The organism is Nocardia sp. FBN12 (assembly GCF_050320175.1).
GTDB lineage: Bacteria > Actinomycetota > Actinomycetes > Mycobacteriales > Mycobacteriaceae > Nocardia.
The window spans coordinates 2,301,531-2,314,168 of sequence record NZ_CP190048.1; the positions used below are offsets into that span (position 1 = coordinate 2,301,531).

The 12,638-nt window shown below is 67.8% G+C and carries 17 protein-coding genes; 7 read left to right on the forward strand and 10 right to left on the reverse strand.

What is annotated here, in order from left to right; all coding sequences use genetic code 11:
- Nucleotides 1-54: 54 nt before the first annotated feature.
- The 4 genes from ACQHI0_RS11200 to ACQHI0_RS11215 all read right to left on the reverse strand — a co-directional run bounded on the left by ACQHI0_RS11200 (nucleotide 55) and on the right by ACQHI0_RS11215 (nucleotide 2,522).
- Nucleotides 55-459, reverse strand: a complete 405-nt coding sequence (locus ACQHI0_RS11200; RefSeq protein ID WP_427907866.1) for a hypothetical protein — start codon at nucleotides 457-459, stop codon at nucleotides 55-57.
- A 98-nt stretch (nucleotides 460-557) separates the two neighbouring features.
- Nucleotides 558-1,628 (reverse strand): hypothetical protein, encoded by a 1,071-nt coding sequence (locus ACQHI0_RS11205; RefSeq protein WP_427907867.1) that lies wholly within the window; start codon nucleotides 1,626-1,628, stop codon nucleotides 558-560.
- Between the two features lie 88 nt (nucleotides 1,629-1,716).
- On the reverse strand, nucleotides 1,717-2,064 hold the full coding sequence (locus tag ACQHI0_RS11210; protein WP_427907868.1) for a thioredoxin family protein: 348 nt from the start codon (nucleotides 2,062-2,064) through the stop codon (nucleotides 1,717-1,719).
- Nucleotides 2,064-2,522, reverse strand: coding sequence for a MerR family transcriptional regulator (locus ACQHI0_RS11215; RefSeq protein ID WP_427907869.1), 459 nt, complete (start codon nucleotides 2,520-2,522; stop codon nucleotides 2,064-2,066). The genes ACQHI0_RS11210 and ACQHI0_RS11215 overlap by 1 nt, the downstream gene beginning before the upstream one ends.
- Before the next feature lie 191 nt (nucleotides 2,523-2,713).
- Between ACQHI0_RS11215 and ACQHI0_RS11220 the strand changes: the two genes are divergently transcribed.
- Nucleotides 2,714-3,790 carry a class 1 fructose-bisphosphatase gene (locus ACQHI0_RS11220; RefSeq protein WP_427907870.1) on the forward strand — a complete coding sequence of 359 codons (1,077 nt, stop codon included), beginning with the start codon at nucleotides 2,714-2,716 and terminating at the stop codon, nucleotides 3,788-3,790.
- Between the two features lie 3 nt (nucleotides 3,791-3,793).
- Here ACQHI0_RS11220 and ACQHI0_RS11225 read toward each other — a convergent pair whose 3' ends face one another.
- The 4 genes from ACQHI0_RS11225 to ACQHI0_RS11240 form a co-directional block, all read right to left on the reverse strand.
- Entirely contained in the window at nucleotides 3,794-4,141 is a 348-nt protein-coding gene (locus ACQHI0_RS11225) for a PLDc N-terminal domain-containing protein (RefSeq protein ID WP_427907871.1), read from the reverse strand.
- 101 nt (nucleotides 4,142-4,242) lie between these two features.
- Complete coding sequence (gene dinB, locus ACQHI0_RS11230) at nucleotides 4,243-5,478, reverse strand: DNA polymerase IV (protein ID WP_427907872.1); 1,236 nt, start codon at nucleotides 5,476-5,478, stop codon at nucleotides 4,243-4,245.
- 33 nt (nucleotides 5,479-5,511) lie between these two features.
- On the reverse strand, nucleotides 5,512-5,751 hold the full coding sequence (locus ACQHI0_RS11235) for a hypothetical protein (RefSeq protein WP_427907873.1): 240 nt from the start codon (nucleotides 5,749-5,751) through the stop codon (nucleotides 5,512-5,514).
- 75 nt (nucleotides 5,752-5,826) lie between these two features.
- Complete coding sequence (locus ACQHI0_RS11240) at nucleotides 5,827-6,258, reverse strand: hypothetical protein (protein WP_427907874.1); 432 nt, start codon at nucleotides 6,256-6,258, stop codon at nucleotides 5,827-5,829.
- A 242-nt stretch (nucleotides 6,259-6,500) separates the two neighbouring features.
- Here ACQHI0_RS11240 and ACQHI0_RS11245 point away from each other — a divergent pair, with 242 nt between their 5' ends.
- The 6 genes from ACQHI0_RS11245 to ACQHI0_RS11270 all read left to right on the forward strand — a co-directional run bounded on the left by ACQHI0_RS11245 (nucleotide 6,501) and on the right by ACQHI0_RS11270 (nucleotide 10,597).
- Nucleotides 6,501-6,878, forward strand: a complete 378-nt coding sequence (locus tag ACQHI0_RS11245; RefSeq protein ID WP_427907875.1) for a BlaI/MecI/CopY family transcriptional regulator — start codon at nucleotides 6,501-6,503, stop codon at nucleotides 6,876-6,878.
- 29 nt (nucleotides 6,879-6,907) lie between these two features.
- A complete protein-coding gene (locus tag ACQHI0_RS11250; protein WP_427907876.1) occupies nucleotides 6,908-8,029 on the forward strand; it encodes a winged helix DNA-binding domain-containing protein in 1,122 nt (373 codons plus the stop codon).
- 49 nt (nucleotides 8,030-8,078) lie between these two features.
- On the forward strand, nucleotides 8,079-9,158 hold the full coding sequence (locus ACQHI0_RS11255; RefSeq protein WP_427907877.1) for a dihydrodipicolinate reductase: 1,080 nt from the start codon (nucleotides 8,079-8,081) through the stop codon (nucleotides 9,156-9,158).
- On the forward strand, nucleotides 9,155-9,634 hold the full coding sequence (locus ACQHI0_RS11260) for a carboxymuconolactone decarboxylase family protein (RefSeq protein WP_427907878.1): 480 nt from the start codon (nucleotides 9,155-9,157) through the stop codon (nucleotides 9,632-9,634). Before ACQHI0_RS11255 ends, ACQHI0_RS11260 begins: the two co-directional genes overlap by 4 nt.
- A gap of 61 nt (nucleotides 9,635-9,695) precedes the next feature.
- Nucleotides 9,696-10,109: an NUDIX hydrolase gene (locus tag ACQHI0_RS11265; RefSeq protein ID WP_427907879.1), complete on the forward strand. Its 414-nt coding sequence runs from the start codon at nucleotides 9,696-9,698 to the stop codon at nucleotides 10,107-10,109.
- A gap of 8 nt (nucleotides 10,110-10,117) precedes the next feature.
- Nucleotides 10,118-10,597, forward strand: a complete 480-nt coding sequence (locus ACQHI0_RS11270; RefSeq protein WP_427907880.1) for a hypothetical protein — start codon at nucleotides 10,118-10,120, stop codon at nucleotides 10,595-10,597.
- Nucleotides 10,598-10,610: 13 nt separating this feature from the next.
- Here the strand turns inward: ACQHI0_RS11270 and ACQHI0_RS11275 are convergent, their stop codons facing one another.
- Both ACQHI0_RS11275 and ACQHI0_RS11280 read right to left on the reverse strand, forming a co-directional pair.
- Nucleotides 10,611-11,396 (reverse strand): MerR family transcriptional regulator, encoded by a 786-nt coding sequence (locus ACQHI0_RS11275; RefSeq protein ID WP_427907881.1) that lies wholly within the window; start codon nucleotides 11,394-11,396, stop codon nucleotides 10,611-10,613.
- Nucleotides 11,397-11,510: 114 nt separating this feature from the next.
- Nucleotides 11,511-12,629, reverse strand: a complete 1,119-nt coding sequence (locus ACQHI0_RS11280; protein WP_427907882.1) for a serine hydrolase domain-containing protein — start codon at nucleotides 12,627-12,629, stop codon at nucleotides 11,511-11,513.
- Between the last annotated feature and the right edge of the window lie 9 nt (nucleotides 12,630-12,638).

A 12,638-nucleotide genomic window follows, 5' to 3' on the forward strand; every position in this document is an offset into this window, starting at 1 on the left:
CAGAACTGAGTGACACGGACTATCCGATGGTTCGGGACGATGCCCGTACCGGGTCTACTGCCGGGCGAGCAGGACGCCGGCGACCGCGTTGGTGAGCTGCATGGCGTCGATCGGGTGCGAGACCGCGGCCTCGGCGCGCGACCAGTTGGCCAGCCAGGCGTCATCGGGACGGCCGGTGAGCACGACCACCGGCGGGCACTGCGCGATCTCGTCCTTGAGCTGCTTGGCGATCCCGAGCCCGCCCGTCGGGGCGGATTCACCGTCGAGGATCGCCAGATCGATCCCACCGGCATCCATCTGTTCGATGACGACCGGTGCGGTGGCGACCTCGAAGAAGTCGAGCTCCGGTAGATCGGCACGCGGCCTACGTCCCAGCGCCAGGATCACCTGTTGACGGGTATCGGCATCGTTGCTGTAGACCAGCACACGCAGCGGGGTGGAACCATTCGATTCGGCCACGCTCGGATCGTACGTCGGTGTGGGTGCGCGCCGGGCGGGTTCGGCGGATCCGGCAGTCGGCCTGCGGCGCAGAGCTGTCCGCCGCAGGCCCGGCGGAGCTACCAGGTGCCGTCCTGGACTGTGTTGTCGCCCAGCGGAATCGTCGGAAGGCCGTATCCGATGGGCGGATTCGGGTGTTCGTCGGCGAGCCAGTTGCCGGTCGGTTTGACGTCGGCGAGTTCGGTGGCGGGCGGGAGGTCGTCGGAATCGGCGGCGTAGTAGTCGAACCATGGCAGGCCGTTGGCGGCATACGCCGTGGCGGTGATCGGGGTCGGCGGTGCGGGTTCGCCGGTGATCTGCTGCCATTCGGCGGCGGAGGTGAGGTGGACGAAAACGCGGCCGTCGGCGTCGGGCTGGTAGTCGTCGATGGGTCGTTTGCCGGCGTAGATCTCCTGGCGCATGGTGCCGCCCGCGCCCATGCCCATTTTCCGGGCAGCGGGACCACCCGCCGGCGGGGGTGCACCGGGCGTCGGCATACCCGCGGGTGCGCTGACGGGCATCGGCCCGCCGTACTGTGGTGCGCCGGAAGCGACTGCCGCCCACGGCGGCTCGCCGACCGGGGTGGGCGCGACCGGCATGCGCTGACGCCGCTCGCGCTCCTGTCGGCTCCACTCTTCCCGCGCCGTCTCGGTGAGCCCGTGCACGGCCAATTGCACCCCACCCCACTGTTCGGTCCCGGTGACCTGACCTTCGACAGTCGCTCCGAGACCCATCGGGACCGCGACGAACTGGCGGACGGTTCCTTGACCGGAGTTGATGCCGTCGAGCCACGGCTGCTCGGGCAGTGCGAGATAGTTCTGCGGATCCTTCGTGAGCGCGTCGTTCCATGGCTTGCCCGAGACGGCGCAGACTTTGCCCACCGCGACTTTCAGCGCGGTCGGCGTGGTCGCCGAGAACCGCAACCACATCGCTTCGCGCTGATACACCGGCAGCATCACCCCGCCGCGTTCGCGCCATTCCTCCGGCACCGTCTCCGGATAGTCGGCGACTCGTCGCAGCGGGAAGGTGCCGAGGCCGGGCGGCAACGGATAGGTGCCCGTCTCCGGCAGCCGCAACGTCCGCACGAACGTCACCCGAACACCACCCGGCAGTTCGAGCGCGCCTCCCGACAGCTTCACCTCAGTTGCCATGTCCCACCCCTTCATCGGCCTGTCCGCAGGCAGCGATCACGCCCCCTGTGACGACCGTACCGACGGCGTCGACACCCGTCTACCGGGATCAGCTGCACACGGCATCATCCAATTCGGCGAGGAGGCGGGCCTTGGAGCGCGCGCCGACGAGGGTGCGCAGGAGTTGGCCGTCGCGGAAGAGCAACAGCGTCGGAGCCGCCATCACTTGGTAAGTGCGGGTGGTGAGCGGGTTTTCGTCGGCGTTGAGCGTGCGAACGGTGAGGGTGTGCGCGCGTTCGCGGGCGATGTCGGCCAGCACGGGAGCGATCATCTTGCACGAAGGGCACCACGTGGCCCAGACGTCCACGAGGACGAGACCGGAGTGCGCGAGGACGTCGTCGTCGAATGTTTCATCGGTGACCGCCACGGTGCCGGCGATCGCAGAACTCTGGGTCATCATGTTTGCTTCAATTCGGTCGGCTCGGCAGGCGTTTCGATCTCCCCGGCTCGACCTGATGGCTGTCGCGCAGAGACCGTCTCCGGCCATGGGAGCATTCGAGTGGTGCGGTGGGCGGCGTCGCGGAGGCGATCGGTGAGGGCGTCTCTGCGGGCGGTCAGTGCTTCGATCTCTGTGGTCAGTGCGTCGATGGTCCGCCGGTATTCGGCCAGGGAGGCGGGACAGTCGTCGACGTGTTCGCTGCCGGTCGCCAGGCAGTCCAGGAACGGGCGGGTCTCCTCGACCGGGATTCCCAGGCGATTGAGGGTTCGGATTTCCTGCACCAGCCGAACGGTGTGCTCGTCGTATTCGCGGAAGCCGTTGGGGTGGCGTCCCGGTGCGACCAGCCCCAACGCCTCGTACCGCCTGATGGCCTTGGGGCTGAGCTGAGCCAGCCGCGCGAGCTCTCCGATCCTCATGTAGCGAATGTAAACGCTGCCCCCGGGGACAAGGTCAAGCGTGGCGGCCGATCTATGCGCGGAGCACCTGTGGTCGAGGTGGCGGCCGCACGCTGGTGATGTGGGAAGAGTTCACATTGCTTGCGCGCGTGTCGTGAGCCATTCTGGAACGGGCAAGGGACGCACCGGAATTCGCAGGGGGATGTGGCCGAATGCCCAATGGACTGAAAACGCTGACCCGCTACACGATCGAGGAAGAGCATCGGCATCCCGGTTCGTCGGGGGAGTTCTCCGCGCTGGTGAACGTCGTGTCGACGGCGGCGAAGATCATCGCCAATCAGGTGACGCGCGGGGCGATTGTCGGGTCGGGGGTCGAGGACGAGTCGGTGAGTGGGCGCCTCGATGTGCTGACCGATGAGATCATGGTGGGACAGACGCAGTGGTCGGGGCAGCTGTCGGGGTTGCTGTCCGAGCAGCATGCGTCGGTGTTGCCCGCGGCGCAGCGGCGGGGAAAGTACCTTCTGGCCTACGACGCGTTGGACGGGTCGAGCAATATCGACGTGAATCTTCCTGTCGGTTCGATTTTCAGCATTCTGCGAGCGCCCGACGACGTTGTCACCGGCAAGGCGGAACCAGCCGAGGCCGACTTCCTGCAATCAGGCGTGGAGCAGGTGTGTGCGGGGTTCACGCTGTATGGGCCCGCGACCATGCTGGTACTCACCACCGGGAGCGGGGTGGACGGGTTCACCCTGGACCGGGAGATCGGGGCGTTCGTGCTGACCCATCCGCAGATGCGTATCCCCGAGGACACTTCAGGTTTCGCGATCAATGCCGCCAACGAACGGTTCTGGGAGCGGCCGGTGCGCCGGTATGTGCTCGAGTGCCTGGAGGGAGTGGAAGGGCCGCGGGGGCGCGATTTCAACATGCGGTGGGTGGCGTCGCTGGTGGCCGACACCTTCCACATTCTCACTCGGGGCGGGGTGTATCTCTATCCGCGCGATACGCGCAATCCCGCCCGGCCAGGACGTGTTTCGCTGCTCTACGGGGCGAATCCGATCGCATTCATCGTCGAGCAGGCAGGCGGGGCGGCGAGCACCGGTCACGAACGGATGATGGAGGTGGCACCGGTCGACGTGCATCAGCGGGTGCCGTTCATCTTCGGTTCCCGCACCGAGGTGCTGCGCATCGAGCGCTATCACCGGGAACCGGACGCGGGCAAGCGGTTCGACAGCTCGCTGTTCGGGACGCGGTCGCTGTTCCGGCCCGCCAAACACGACCAGCGCACCTAACGCTCAGTCCTCTTCGCGCTCTTCTTTTTGTCTGCGGGCCTCGCGACGTTGCTGCTCCGCGCGCTCGCGCAGGCCGCGCAGGAAGTCCTCGTCGTCGTCGGGATTCGACGCGACGTGGCGGCCGGGGCGGTCGTATTCGCCGAAGCGGGTATTCGAGGCCGGCCGTGACTCACCGGCGGGCCTGCCGGCGAACAACCACAGCAGCGCACCGATCGTGGGAACCAGGACGACGACGATGATCCAGCCCATCTTCGGGAGGTGCCGGATGCCCGCGTCGGGGCTGGTGACGATGTCGACCAGGCAATACACCCACAGGGCGAGGGTCAGGAAGCCGATGACGGCGTAGGGCATCGCGGTTGTCCTCTTCGGGGGTCGATGGTCGGAGGACAGCTGTCGCCGAAGCCCCCGGGCAGTCAGGATGCCGTACCTGCGGCTTTCACGCGAATCCGGGGTCAATCAGGCAGCAGCGGGACCGAGATCCCTTCACCGCTGCGCAGGAGCGCGGCCCGGGTGACGGCGGAGGAGCCGAAGCGCCGGCGGAGGTCGTCGAGGGTGGCGTCGAGGGTGTTCTCGGCGCGGGCCTCCAGCGGCAGGGTGAGTTGCATGGTGTCGGCGTCGTCGAGGTTGGTCAGCGAGAGGCCGATCAGGGTGATGCCGCGTTCGCTGATCAGCGGTTGGGCGGTGTCGAGGAGCAGGCGGGCAGCGTGGCGGATGGCGGCGGAGGCATCGGTGGCCTCGACGAGGGTGTGCGAACGAGTGGCGCGGGTGAAATCGTCGAAACGCAAGCGCAGCACCACTGTTCGGCACACACGGTCGGCGGCGCGCAGGCGGCGGCCGAGACGGTCGGTGAGGCCGTCGAGGTAGGCCGCGATCTCCTCTGGCTCGCGGGGGCGGCGGCCGAGGGCGCGTTGGGCGCCGATCGAGCGTCGGCGTTTGCCGGTTTCCACGCGGCGTGGGTCGCGAGCCCACGACAGCGCGAACAGGTGACGCGCGGCGGCGGGACCGAGGATCGCGCGCAGGTGGGGTTCGCCGAGTTCGGCGAGCTGACCGATGCGGGTGATGCCGTTGGCGTGCAGGGTCGCCGAGGTGACTTTGCCGACGCCCCATAATCGCTCCACCGGCAGGGGGTGCAGGAAGTCGAGTTCCCGGCCGGATTCGACGAGGCGTAACCCATCGGGTTTGGCGACGGCGGAGGCAACCTTGGCGAGGAATTTGTTGCAGGCGATGCCCACCGAGATGGGCAGGCCGACCCGATCGGCCACCTGCGCGCGTAACCGGTGGCCGATCTCGATCGGCTCGCCACTGATCCGGCGTAACCCGCTGACATCGAGGAACGCCTCATCGATCGAGATGCCCTCCACGATCGGGGTGGTGTCGTGGAAGACTTCGAACACCGCCTTGCTCGCCTGCGCGTAGGCCGACATTCGCGGCGGCACGACGATCGCGTGCGGACACAATCGCAGTGCCTGGCCCGCGTTCATCGGTGTGCGGATCCCGAACGCCTTGGCCTCGTAGCTGGCCGCCAGCACCACCCCACCGCCCACGATGACCGGTTTGCCGCGCAGCCACGGCTGGTCTCGCTGTTCGACCGAGGCGTAGAACGAGTCGAGGTCGGCGTGCAGGATCGAGGCCTCGGTGCGGGACTGGATCCGCGGGCGGCGCGGGGCGGCGGAATCGGACACGAACATATGTTCGCATCGAGGTCTGACGAGTTCGGGGCGTCAGGGCTTGGCGGTCATCCTGGCCTGCAGTTTTCCGGCGAACGCGCGGGCGGCGGTGATGTCGGTGGCATCGGGGTGGCCCTTCTGGATCCCGCCGACGATGCGCAGCGGTAGCCAGGTGTCGAAGCCGCGGCAGTCGAAGGCGTCGACCACGTCGAAGCCCTTCGCTTCGATGTCGCGGGTCAGGTGGGTGACGTAGCGGCGAAGCGGTGTTTCCGGGAATCCGCTGGTGCGGAACACGAACGCCTTGCCGTGCTGCCCGGTCGGCAGCGAGGCGATGAATCGGCTCCTGTTTCCGTCGAAGCGCCGGTCGCCTCAGAATGGGCGGGAATAGAAGTAGATCGTGGCGGTCCGGGCGTCCCGTGCGATCGTGACCTCGGGGTAGTCGGGGCTGATGCCGCCATAGGGTGCGCTGGCGAACAATTCGATTGTGTTCGTGCAATCGAACTTCCAGTCGTTGTCGCCGCGCATGGTCGTCGGGTCGAATCCAAGCCGCTTCGTCAGCTCGGCGCAGGTCACCTTCTGCAGCGGCCGGTTATACGTCGGATCAGAGTAGATCGACCGGGGGTGCGGGAACCGGTCTGCAGGCCCGGCGTAGCTCCCCACGTAGCCGCACATGCCCGCCAACGGCGGGCAGCCGAATCGCCGCATGCTGACCAAGTCGAACGTGCCGGGTATCCGGATCTTGTTTCGTTCCATGACCCTTCGCGCCTCGTCGACGGAGAGGTTCTTCTCCAGTTTCGGCATGACGACGGCAGCAGCGCATCCCCACAGGAGCGCTCCGCACGTCACGAGCGTGAGGACGGGCCAGAACCATCGCGAACTCGACCTTGTGGACACCGGGAGCAAGCATACGCAGGCGCGGGAGGTACCGGCGATTCTCGGCGAGTACTGCCAGCCGGGTGCTGTGTTCGCCCAGCTCGTCGGCGGGCGCCGGGCGTGGCGGTAGGGTGAAGCCGGTTCGGGCAAGGTGAAGGAGTCGGTCGGCGGTGCGTGGTTTCGGGGATCTCGAGGCGGTGCTGATGGATCGGCTGTGGAATCGCGACGACGACGCGACGACGGTGCGTGAACTGTTCGACGAACTCGTCGCCGAGCGCGATATCGCCTACACGACGGTGATGTCGACCATGGACAATCTGCATCGCAAAGGGTGGCTGGCCAGAGACCGCGCGGGGCGCGCCTACCGGTACTGGCCGACGGTGACCCGCGAGGAACACAGCGCTCAGCTCATGCACGAAGCGCTCGGTGTGGGCGGGCGGTCCGATCTGGTTCTGAACTTTTTCGTCGACCGGATCAGTGACGACGAATTCGCGGGATTGCGGGCAGCTCTGCGCCGTGTCGCCACCCGACGGACCGAGGCGAGCTAGCTCGAAAACTGTCGGAGGGATCTGATCTGATGGGCGCCATGCTGAGTGTCGGGTGGGATCAGGTGTTCGCTTGGCGGCTGGGTCGTCAGTTCGTTTCGGCACCGACCGCGGGGTCCGTCGACGATATCGCGACGAGGTTGGCCGGGGTGCAGGCGCAAGTGGCGTCCGCGGCGGACATCGCCGTCGCGGTGCGCAGTTCCGATTCTCGCCCGACCGGCGTGGGGGATGCGCTCGCCGCGGGCACGCTGATGAAGACGTGGGCGATGCGCGGCACGCTGCACGCGATGGTTCCCGAGCAGGCCGCGGCCGCGCTGTCGCTGATCGGATCGGCGCGCACCTGGGAGAAACCGTCGTGGCAGAAGACTTTCGGTGCGACTCCTGAGCAGGTGGCCGCACTGGTGGAGGTGGTCTCGGGTGTGCTGGCCGGTCAGGTACTGACCCGCGACGAACTGGTCGCCGCGGTCCTCGCCGAACCCGGCTTCGCCCACCTCGGCGAGCAGTTGCGGTCCGGCTGGGGTGCGGTGCTCAAACCGTTGGCCTGGCAGGGCGCGCTGTGTCACGGGCCGGCGCGCGGCACCAAGGTCACCTTCACCGCACCGGCCGACCACGCTCCCGGGTGGAAGGGCCTTCCCGATCCGGACGTCGCCGCACCGCTGCTGATCAGCGCCTATCTCGGGGCGTACGGTCCCGCGACACCGGCGGCGTTCGATGCCTGGCTCAGCCGCAACAGTGTGCGCAAAACCGTCCTGCGCGCGTGGTTCGCGACCATGGGTGACGCGCTGACCGAAGTCGATGTCGACGGCCGGACCGGTTGGATTCCGAGCGAGTTCGTCGACGATCTCGCCGCGGCGACCCTCGAAGGTCACGTCCATCTGCTCGGCCCGTTCGACCAGTACGTGCTGGGACCCGGCACCGCCGACACCGCGCTGCTGCCGGCCGAACACCGGTCGAAGGTGAGCAGGACGGCGGGCTGGATTTCTCCGCTGGTGCTGGTCGACGGCCGGATAGCGGGCACCTGGGAACAGGTCGACGACCAGGTCGTGCCGACGATGTTCGACGCGCACAAGCTCTCGAAGCGCGAGCTGTCGGCGGCGGTGAAACGGCTCGCCGAGGCGCTCGGTGGGAGCGGGCTCGGACTGCGCGCGGGCTGAGATTTCTGATACGCCGGACGGCGAACCAAGCGCTTGCTACGGTGGCTCGATGATCCCCACGATCGTCTGGGGCACCGGAAATGTCGGCCGCGCGGCCATCCGTGCCGTGGCTGCCCATCCGGCGCTGGTTCTCACGGGAGTGCTCGTGCACAATCCCGACAAGGTCGGCCGTGACGCGGGCGTGCTCGCGGGCCTCGACACCGAATTGGGGGTGGCGGCCAGCGACGACATCGACGCGCTCCTGGCCGCAGGCCCGCGGGCGGTGGTGTACGCGGCGTCCGGTGATATCCGCCCCGACGACGCGCTCGCCGATATCGTGCGGGCGATCCGCGCCGGGGCCGTGGTGGTCACGCCCGCGCTCTACGCCCTCTACGACCCGCGCAACGCACCACCCGAAATGCGCGAGCCTGTGCTGGAAGCCATTGCCGCGGGCGGTGGTTCGCTGTTCGTCTCCGGGGTGGATCCCGGCTGGGGCAACGATGTGCTGCCGCTGTTGATCAGCGGGCTCGGCAGCACTGTCGATGTGGTGCGCTGCCAGGAGATCTTCGACTACTCCACCTACGACCAGCCCGACTCGGTGCGCTATCTCGTCGGGATGGGGCAGCCGATGGACTACCAGCCGCCGATGCTGATGGCGAGCGTGCCGACGATGGTGTGGGGCGGCCAGATTCGATTGATGGCCAGGGCGTTGGGGGTCGAACTCGACGAGATCGCCGAAACCGTGGACCGGCGCGCCCTCGATGAGACGGTGCAGACCGCGAAGATGGGAACGTTCGACGCCGGCACGCAGGGGGCGGTGCGATTCGAGGTGCAGGGCATCGTCGAGGGGCAGGCGCGCATCGTGATCGAGCACGTCACCCGCATCCATCCGAGTTGCGCACCGGACTGGCCGACGCCACCCGACGGTGACGGCGCCCACCGGGTGATCATCGAAGGTACGCCACGCATCGAGGTCAGCGTCGAGGCGACCGACGAAGGTGGCAATCGCGCGGCGGGCGGAAATGCCACGGCGGTGGGCAGATTGGTCAATGCCATCGACTGGCTGGTCGCGGCACAGCCCGGCCTCTACGACGCACTCGATGTGCCGCTGCGTGCCGCGGTCGGCAAACTCGGAAGGACACCACGATGATCATCGACATTCCCGAGGGCAAAGATCCCATCGGCTACGTGTGGGGCGAGATGGTGCCCGGGATCGGCGTCGCCGCGGCGGCGTTCTCGCTGTCGGTCTACGAGCACTCCACCCTCGGCCTGCGCGAATTCGAAGCGGCCCGGCTGCGGATCGCCCAGATCAACGGGTGCCTGTTCTGTCAGGACTGGCGCACCGAACGCGACGGGCAGAAGGTCGAAGCGGAATTCGCCGACGCTGTCACGAGTTGGCGCACCACCGACCGGTTCGACGAACGTACCCGGCTGGCCGCCGAATACGCCGAGCGCTACGCCACCGACCATCACGGTCTCGACGAGGAATTCTGGGCCAGGATGTTCGCGCAGTACTCCCAGGCCGAAGTGGTGGAGCTGAGCATGAGCATCGGTTCCTGGCTGGCGTTCGGGCGGCTCAATCGGGTCCTCGGCCTGGACACTGTGTGCGTGCTGCCCGGGCACTGACCGCCCGGCGCCCGAGGGACTGGGCGGCACTGCCGGGCCCGTGGCCGTTAAGCTGCGGGCCGTGGTGGAACCTGCGCAACAGCAGCTCGTCGATACGGTGGCCTGGGTGCTGATCGAGAACGGTCGCATTCTGTGTGCCCGCCCGCGCGGGAAGGACGTGTTCTTCATCCCGGGCGGCAAACGCGAAGGCGCCGAAACCGACCTACAGACCTTGGTTCGTGAGGTCTTCGAGGAACTGACCGTCGAACTCGCGCCGGACAGTGCCCAACACGTCGGTACCTACGAAGCCGCCGTCGCCGACGGGCACGACACCGTCGTGCGGATGGCGTGCTACACCGCCGATTATCGCGGGGTGCTCACGGCCAGCAGTGAGATCGAGGCGCTGGCCTGGTTCGGGTTCGGCGACCGCGATCTGGTGCCACCGGTCGACCAGCTGCTGTTCGACGATCTCGCGGCGGCCGGGTCCCTGCGGTGATCGGCGCGGTGGCACGGTCGGCGGCCTATGAACTGCTGGCGCTGCCACTGGCATTCACCCGGGTGCGGACCCGGCTGCGGGTACCGCGTCGACTGCTGAGCGAACCCGTTGGCGCCCACAAGCTTTCGCCGGTGCGTTGCCTGATCCAATCGGTGTTGTCCGGCGGTGTCGGGCTGCTCGGCTGGTTTCTCGCGATGCTCAGCGTGCTGGTTCTGGTGCGCGGCCTCGCCTACCCGCTGATGGCCGCCGACGGTTACGAGAACTCGTGGGGTGGACCCACTTTGGCGGGAGCGTGGGCGGTGCACGCGGCGTTGGGCGTGCTGATCGCGCCGGTGATCGTTGTCATGATCGCGGTGTTCGGCCGGTTGCAGCTGCGTTTGACGCGGACCGTGCTCGGTGGTGACCGGTCGTGGTGGGCGATTCCGGCCGCCGTGGCCCTCGCCGCGGCGGGTTCGTTGTTCTTCGTGGCGTGGGTGCACCAGATCTGACCGGTGGCGGCGTTCAGCGGGAGTTCGGTCCGGGGATCCGGACGCCCGCTGCCCGCAGTTTCGCTTCGACGAGTGCCGACATCCGGGCCGCGGTCGATTCCGGCTCCTCACCGTGGTGGCGGATCAGTTTGTAGCGTGTCGCGGCCTCTGTGCGGGCTTGCAGGCCGGTCACGATCTCGAGATGGTCAGGGTTGGCGAGATAGTGATCGGCAACCGCGGTGGCGACGTCGTCGATGCGGGGGTCGTCGGGCGCCCAGCTCATCGCCACCGAGGCGTCTCGGTACACGGCGAGGAACTGGGGGTCTTCGATGGCGTTCTCGACGCCGGCGAGGTAGTCGTCGAAGCCTTCCGGGACAAGGGCTTTGGCCAGCACCCAGCCCTCCCTCGCGGCGGCCACGTCGGCTGCGGAGATACCGAGGTCGGGCAAGCGGGCGAGCAACGCCACCGCGCGGTCGGGCAGCAACGTGCGGTCGCCGTCGGCCAGACGGTGGAGGGTGTCGCGACGGGCGATCAACTCCTCGATGCGTTCGGTGAGACGCCGCTCGACGTCGGCGAGCTCGGCGGCGAACGAGTCCGCGTCCGCGTCGAGCAGGGGGCCGATCTCGGCCAGCGGTACCCCGGCGGCGGCAAGGGTTCTCACCTGTACGAGGCGCAGCAACTCGGCCGAGCCGTACCGGCGGTACCCGGAGCTGTCGCGGGCAGGCTCGTCGAGCAGACCGTTCTTCTCGTAGTGCCGCACGGTCTTGATCGTGACGCCGGCGAATATCGCGGCCTGGCCGATCGTGACACCGTTGTTCATCTGCTCAGTCCGCCCTGCTCGGGGTATTCCTACCGGGAAAGTTGACCTTGATCAGGGGGCGAGGTCAAGTGTCCGGGCCGCGTTCGGGTGGGTGCGGCCCGGACCGTGACGCGCTCAGGCCGGTGCGCCGAACACCTCCCGGACGAGCCGTTGCGTCGCGGCTTGGAACACCGTGGCCAGGGAAAGGTCGGCGTCGTCGACGTAGTTCAGTGCCGCGGTCATGGTTGTGGTGCCGTCGGCTGTGGCGTACATCAGTGCCCCGTGACCACCGTGGCCGCCGTTGTGGCTGATGACGGTGCCGTTCTCGGTCTGCTGGATGAACACCCCGAGTCCGTAGCCGACCTTGGCTTCCGGCGTGAGCATCTCGGTCAGTAGCGGGGCGGGCAGCAGCGTGCCGTTCAGCAGCGCGGAGATGAAGGTGTGCAGGTCCTTGCTGGTCGAGATCATGTCGCCGCCACTGGAGATCCAGGAGGGGTTCTGCACGGTCACATCGACCGTCTTCTCCACGCCCGCGTCGTCGTAGCGGTAGTACGCGTGGGCGTGCGGTCCGCCGATATCGGTGGAGGTCTCCGGCACCACGGTGTCCGACAGCCCGAGCGGTCCCAGGATCAGCCGCTGCATCTCCTCGGCCAGCGAGTGACCGGTGACCGCCTCGATCAGCAGCTTGGCCAGTGCGTAGTTGGTGTTGGAATAGCTCCAGTCCGTGCCCGGCTCGAACCGGGCAGGCTTGGCCAGGGACAGCCGAACCAGCTCGTCGGCGTGGTGGGTCCGGAAACGGTTGTCGACCCAGGCCTTGCCACTCCAGGCGACGACGCCCGGTGCGGTCGTCCCGTCCTCGAAGACCTCACCGGTGAAGTTGAAGATCCCGCTGGTGTGCTGCAACAGCATCCGCACGGTGATTCGCGGATCCAGCGCGAACCCGGGCAGGTAGTCGACGGCCGGAGTGTCCAGCGCGATCCGGCCCTCACCGACCAGTTGCAGGACCACGGTCGCGACGAAGGTCTTGGTGTTGCTGCCGATCCGGACGCGGCCGTTGAGCGCAGGCGCGGCGGGCTCGCCCAGTTCGCTGCGCCCGGCGCTGCCGACCCACGCACCGTGCTCGTCGTCGACCCGCAACTGCAGGCCGACGAAACCGGTCTCGACGATCTCCTCGATGGTCTGCTGCAGGTTCGAGTGAGCCGGTGCGGCAAGGGATTCGGTAGTGGTCGCGGTGTTGTTCGTGTTCGAAGTCATGACATGAGC

What these genes read in the sequence shown, in the direction of transcription:
- ACQHI0_RS11210 (WP_427907868.1), bottom strand. Translation starts at nt 2,064, where the DNA reads ATGACCCAGAGTTCTGCGATCGCCGGCACCGTGGCGGTCACCGATGAA.
- ACQHI0_RS11280 (WP_427907882.1), bottom strand. Translation starts at nt 12,629, where the DNA reads ATGACTTCGAACACGAACAACACCGCGACCACTACCGAATCCCTTGCC.
- ACQHI0_RS11250 (WP_427907876.1), top strand. Translation starts at nt 6,908, where the DNA reads ATGGGCGCCATGCTGAGTGTCGGGTGGGATCAGGTGTTCGCTTGGCGG.
- ACQHI0_RS11205 (WP_427907867.1), bottom strand. Translation starts at nt 1,628, where the DNA reads ATGGCAACTGAGGTGAAGCTGTCGGGAGGCGCGCTCGAACTGCCGGGT.
- dinB (WP_427907872.1), bottom strand. Translation starts at nt 5,478, where the DNA reads ATGTTCGTGTCCGATTCCGCCGCCCCGCGCCGCCCGCGGATCCAGTCC.
- ACQHI0_RS11255 (WP_427907877.1), top strand. Translation starts at nt 8,079, where the DNA reads ATGATCCCCACGATCGTCTGGGGCACCGGAAATGTCGGCCGCGCGGCC.
- ACQHI0_RS11260 (WP_427907878.1), top strand. Translation starts at nt 9,155, where the DNA reads ATGATCATCGACATTCCCGAGGGCAAAGATCCCATCGGCTACGTGTGG.
- ACQHI0_RS11215 (WP_427907869.1), bottom strand. Translation starts at nt 2,522, where the DNA reads ATGAGGATCGGAGAGCTCGCGCGGCTGGCTCAGCTCAGCCCCAAGGCC.
- ACQHI0_RS11240 (WP_427907874.1), bottom strand. Translation starts at nt 6,258, where the DNA reads ATGCCGAAACTGGAGAAGAACCTCTCCGTCGACGAGGCGCGAAGGGTC.
- ACQHI0_RS11275 (WP_427907881.1), bottom strand. Translation starts at nt 11,396, where the DNA reads ATGAACAACGGTGTCACGATCGGCCAGGCCGCGATATTCGCCGGCGTC.
- ACQHI0_RS11220 (WP_427907870.1), top strand. Translation starts at nt 2,714, where the DNA reads ATGCCCAATGGACTGAAAACGCTGACCCGCTACACGATCGAGGAAGAG.
- ACQHI0_RS11225 (WP_427907871.1), bottom strand. Translation starts at nt 4,141, where the DNA reads ATGCCCTACGCCGTCATCGGCTTCCTGACCCTCGCCCTGTGGGTGTAT.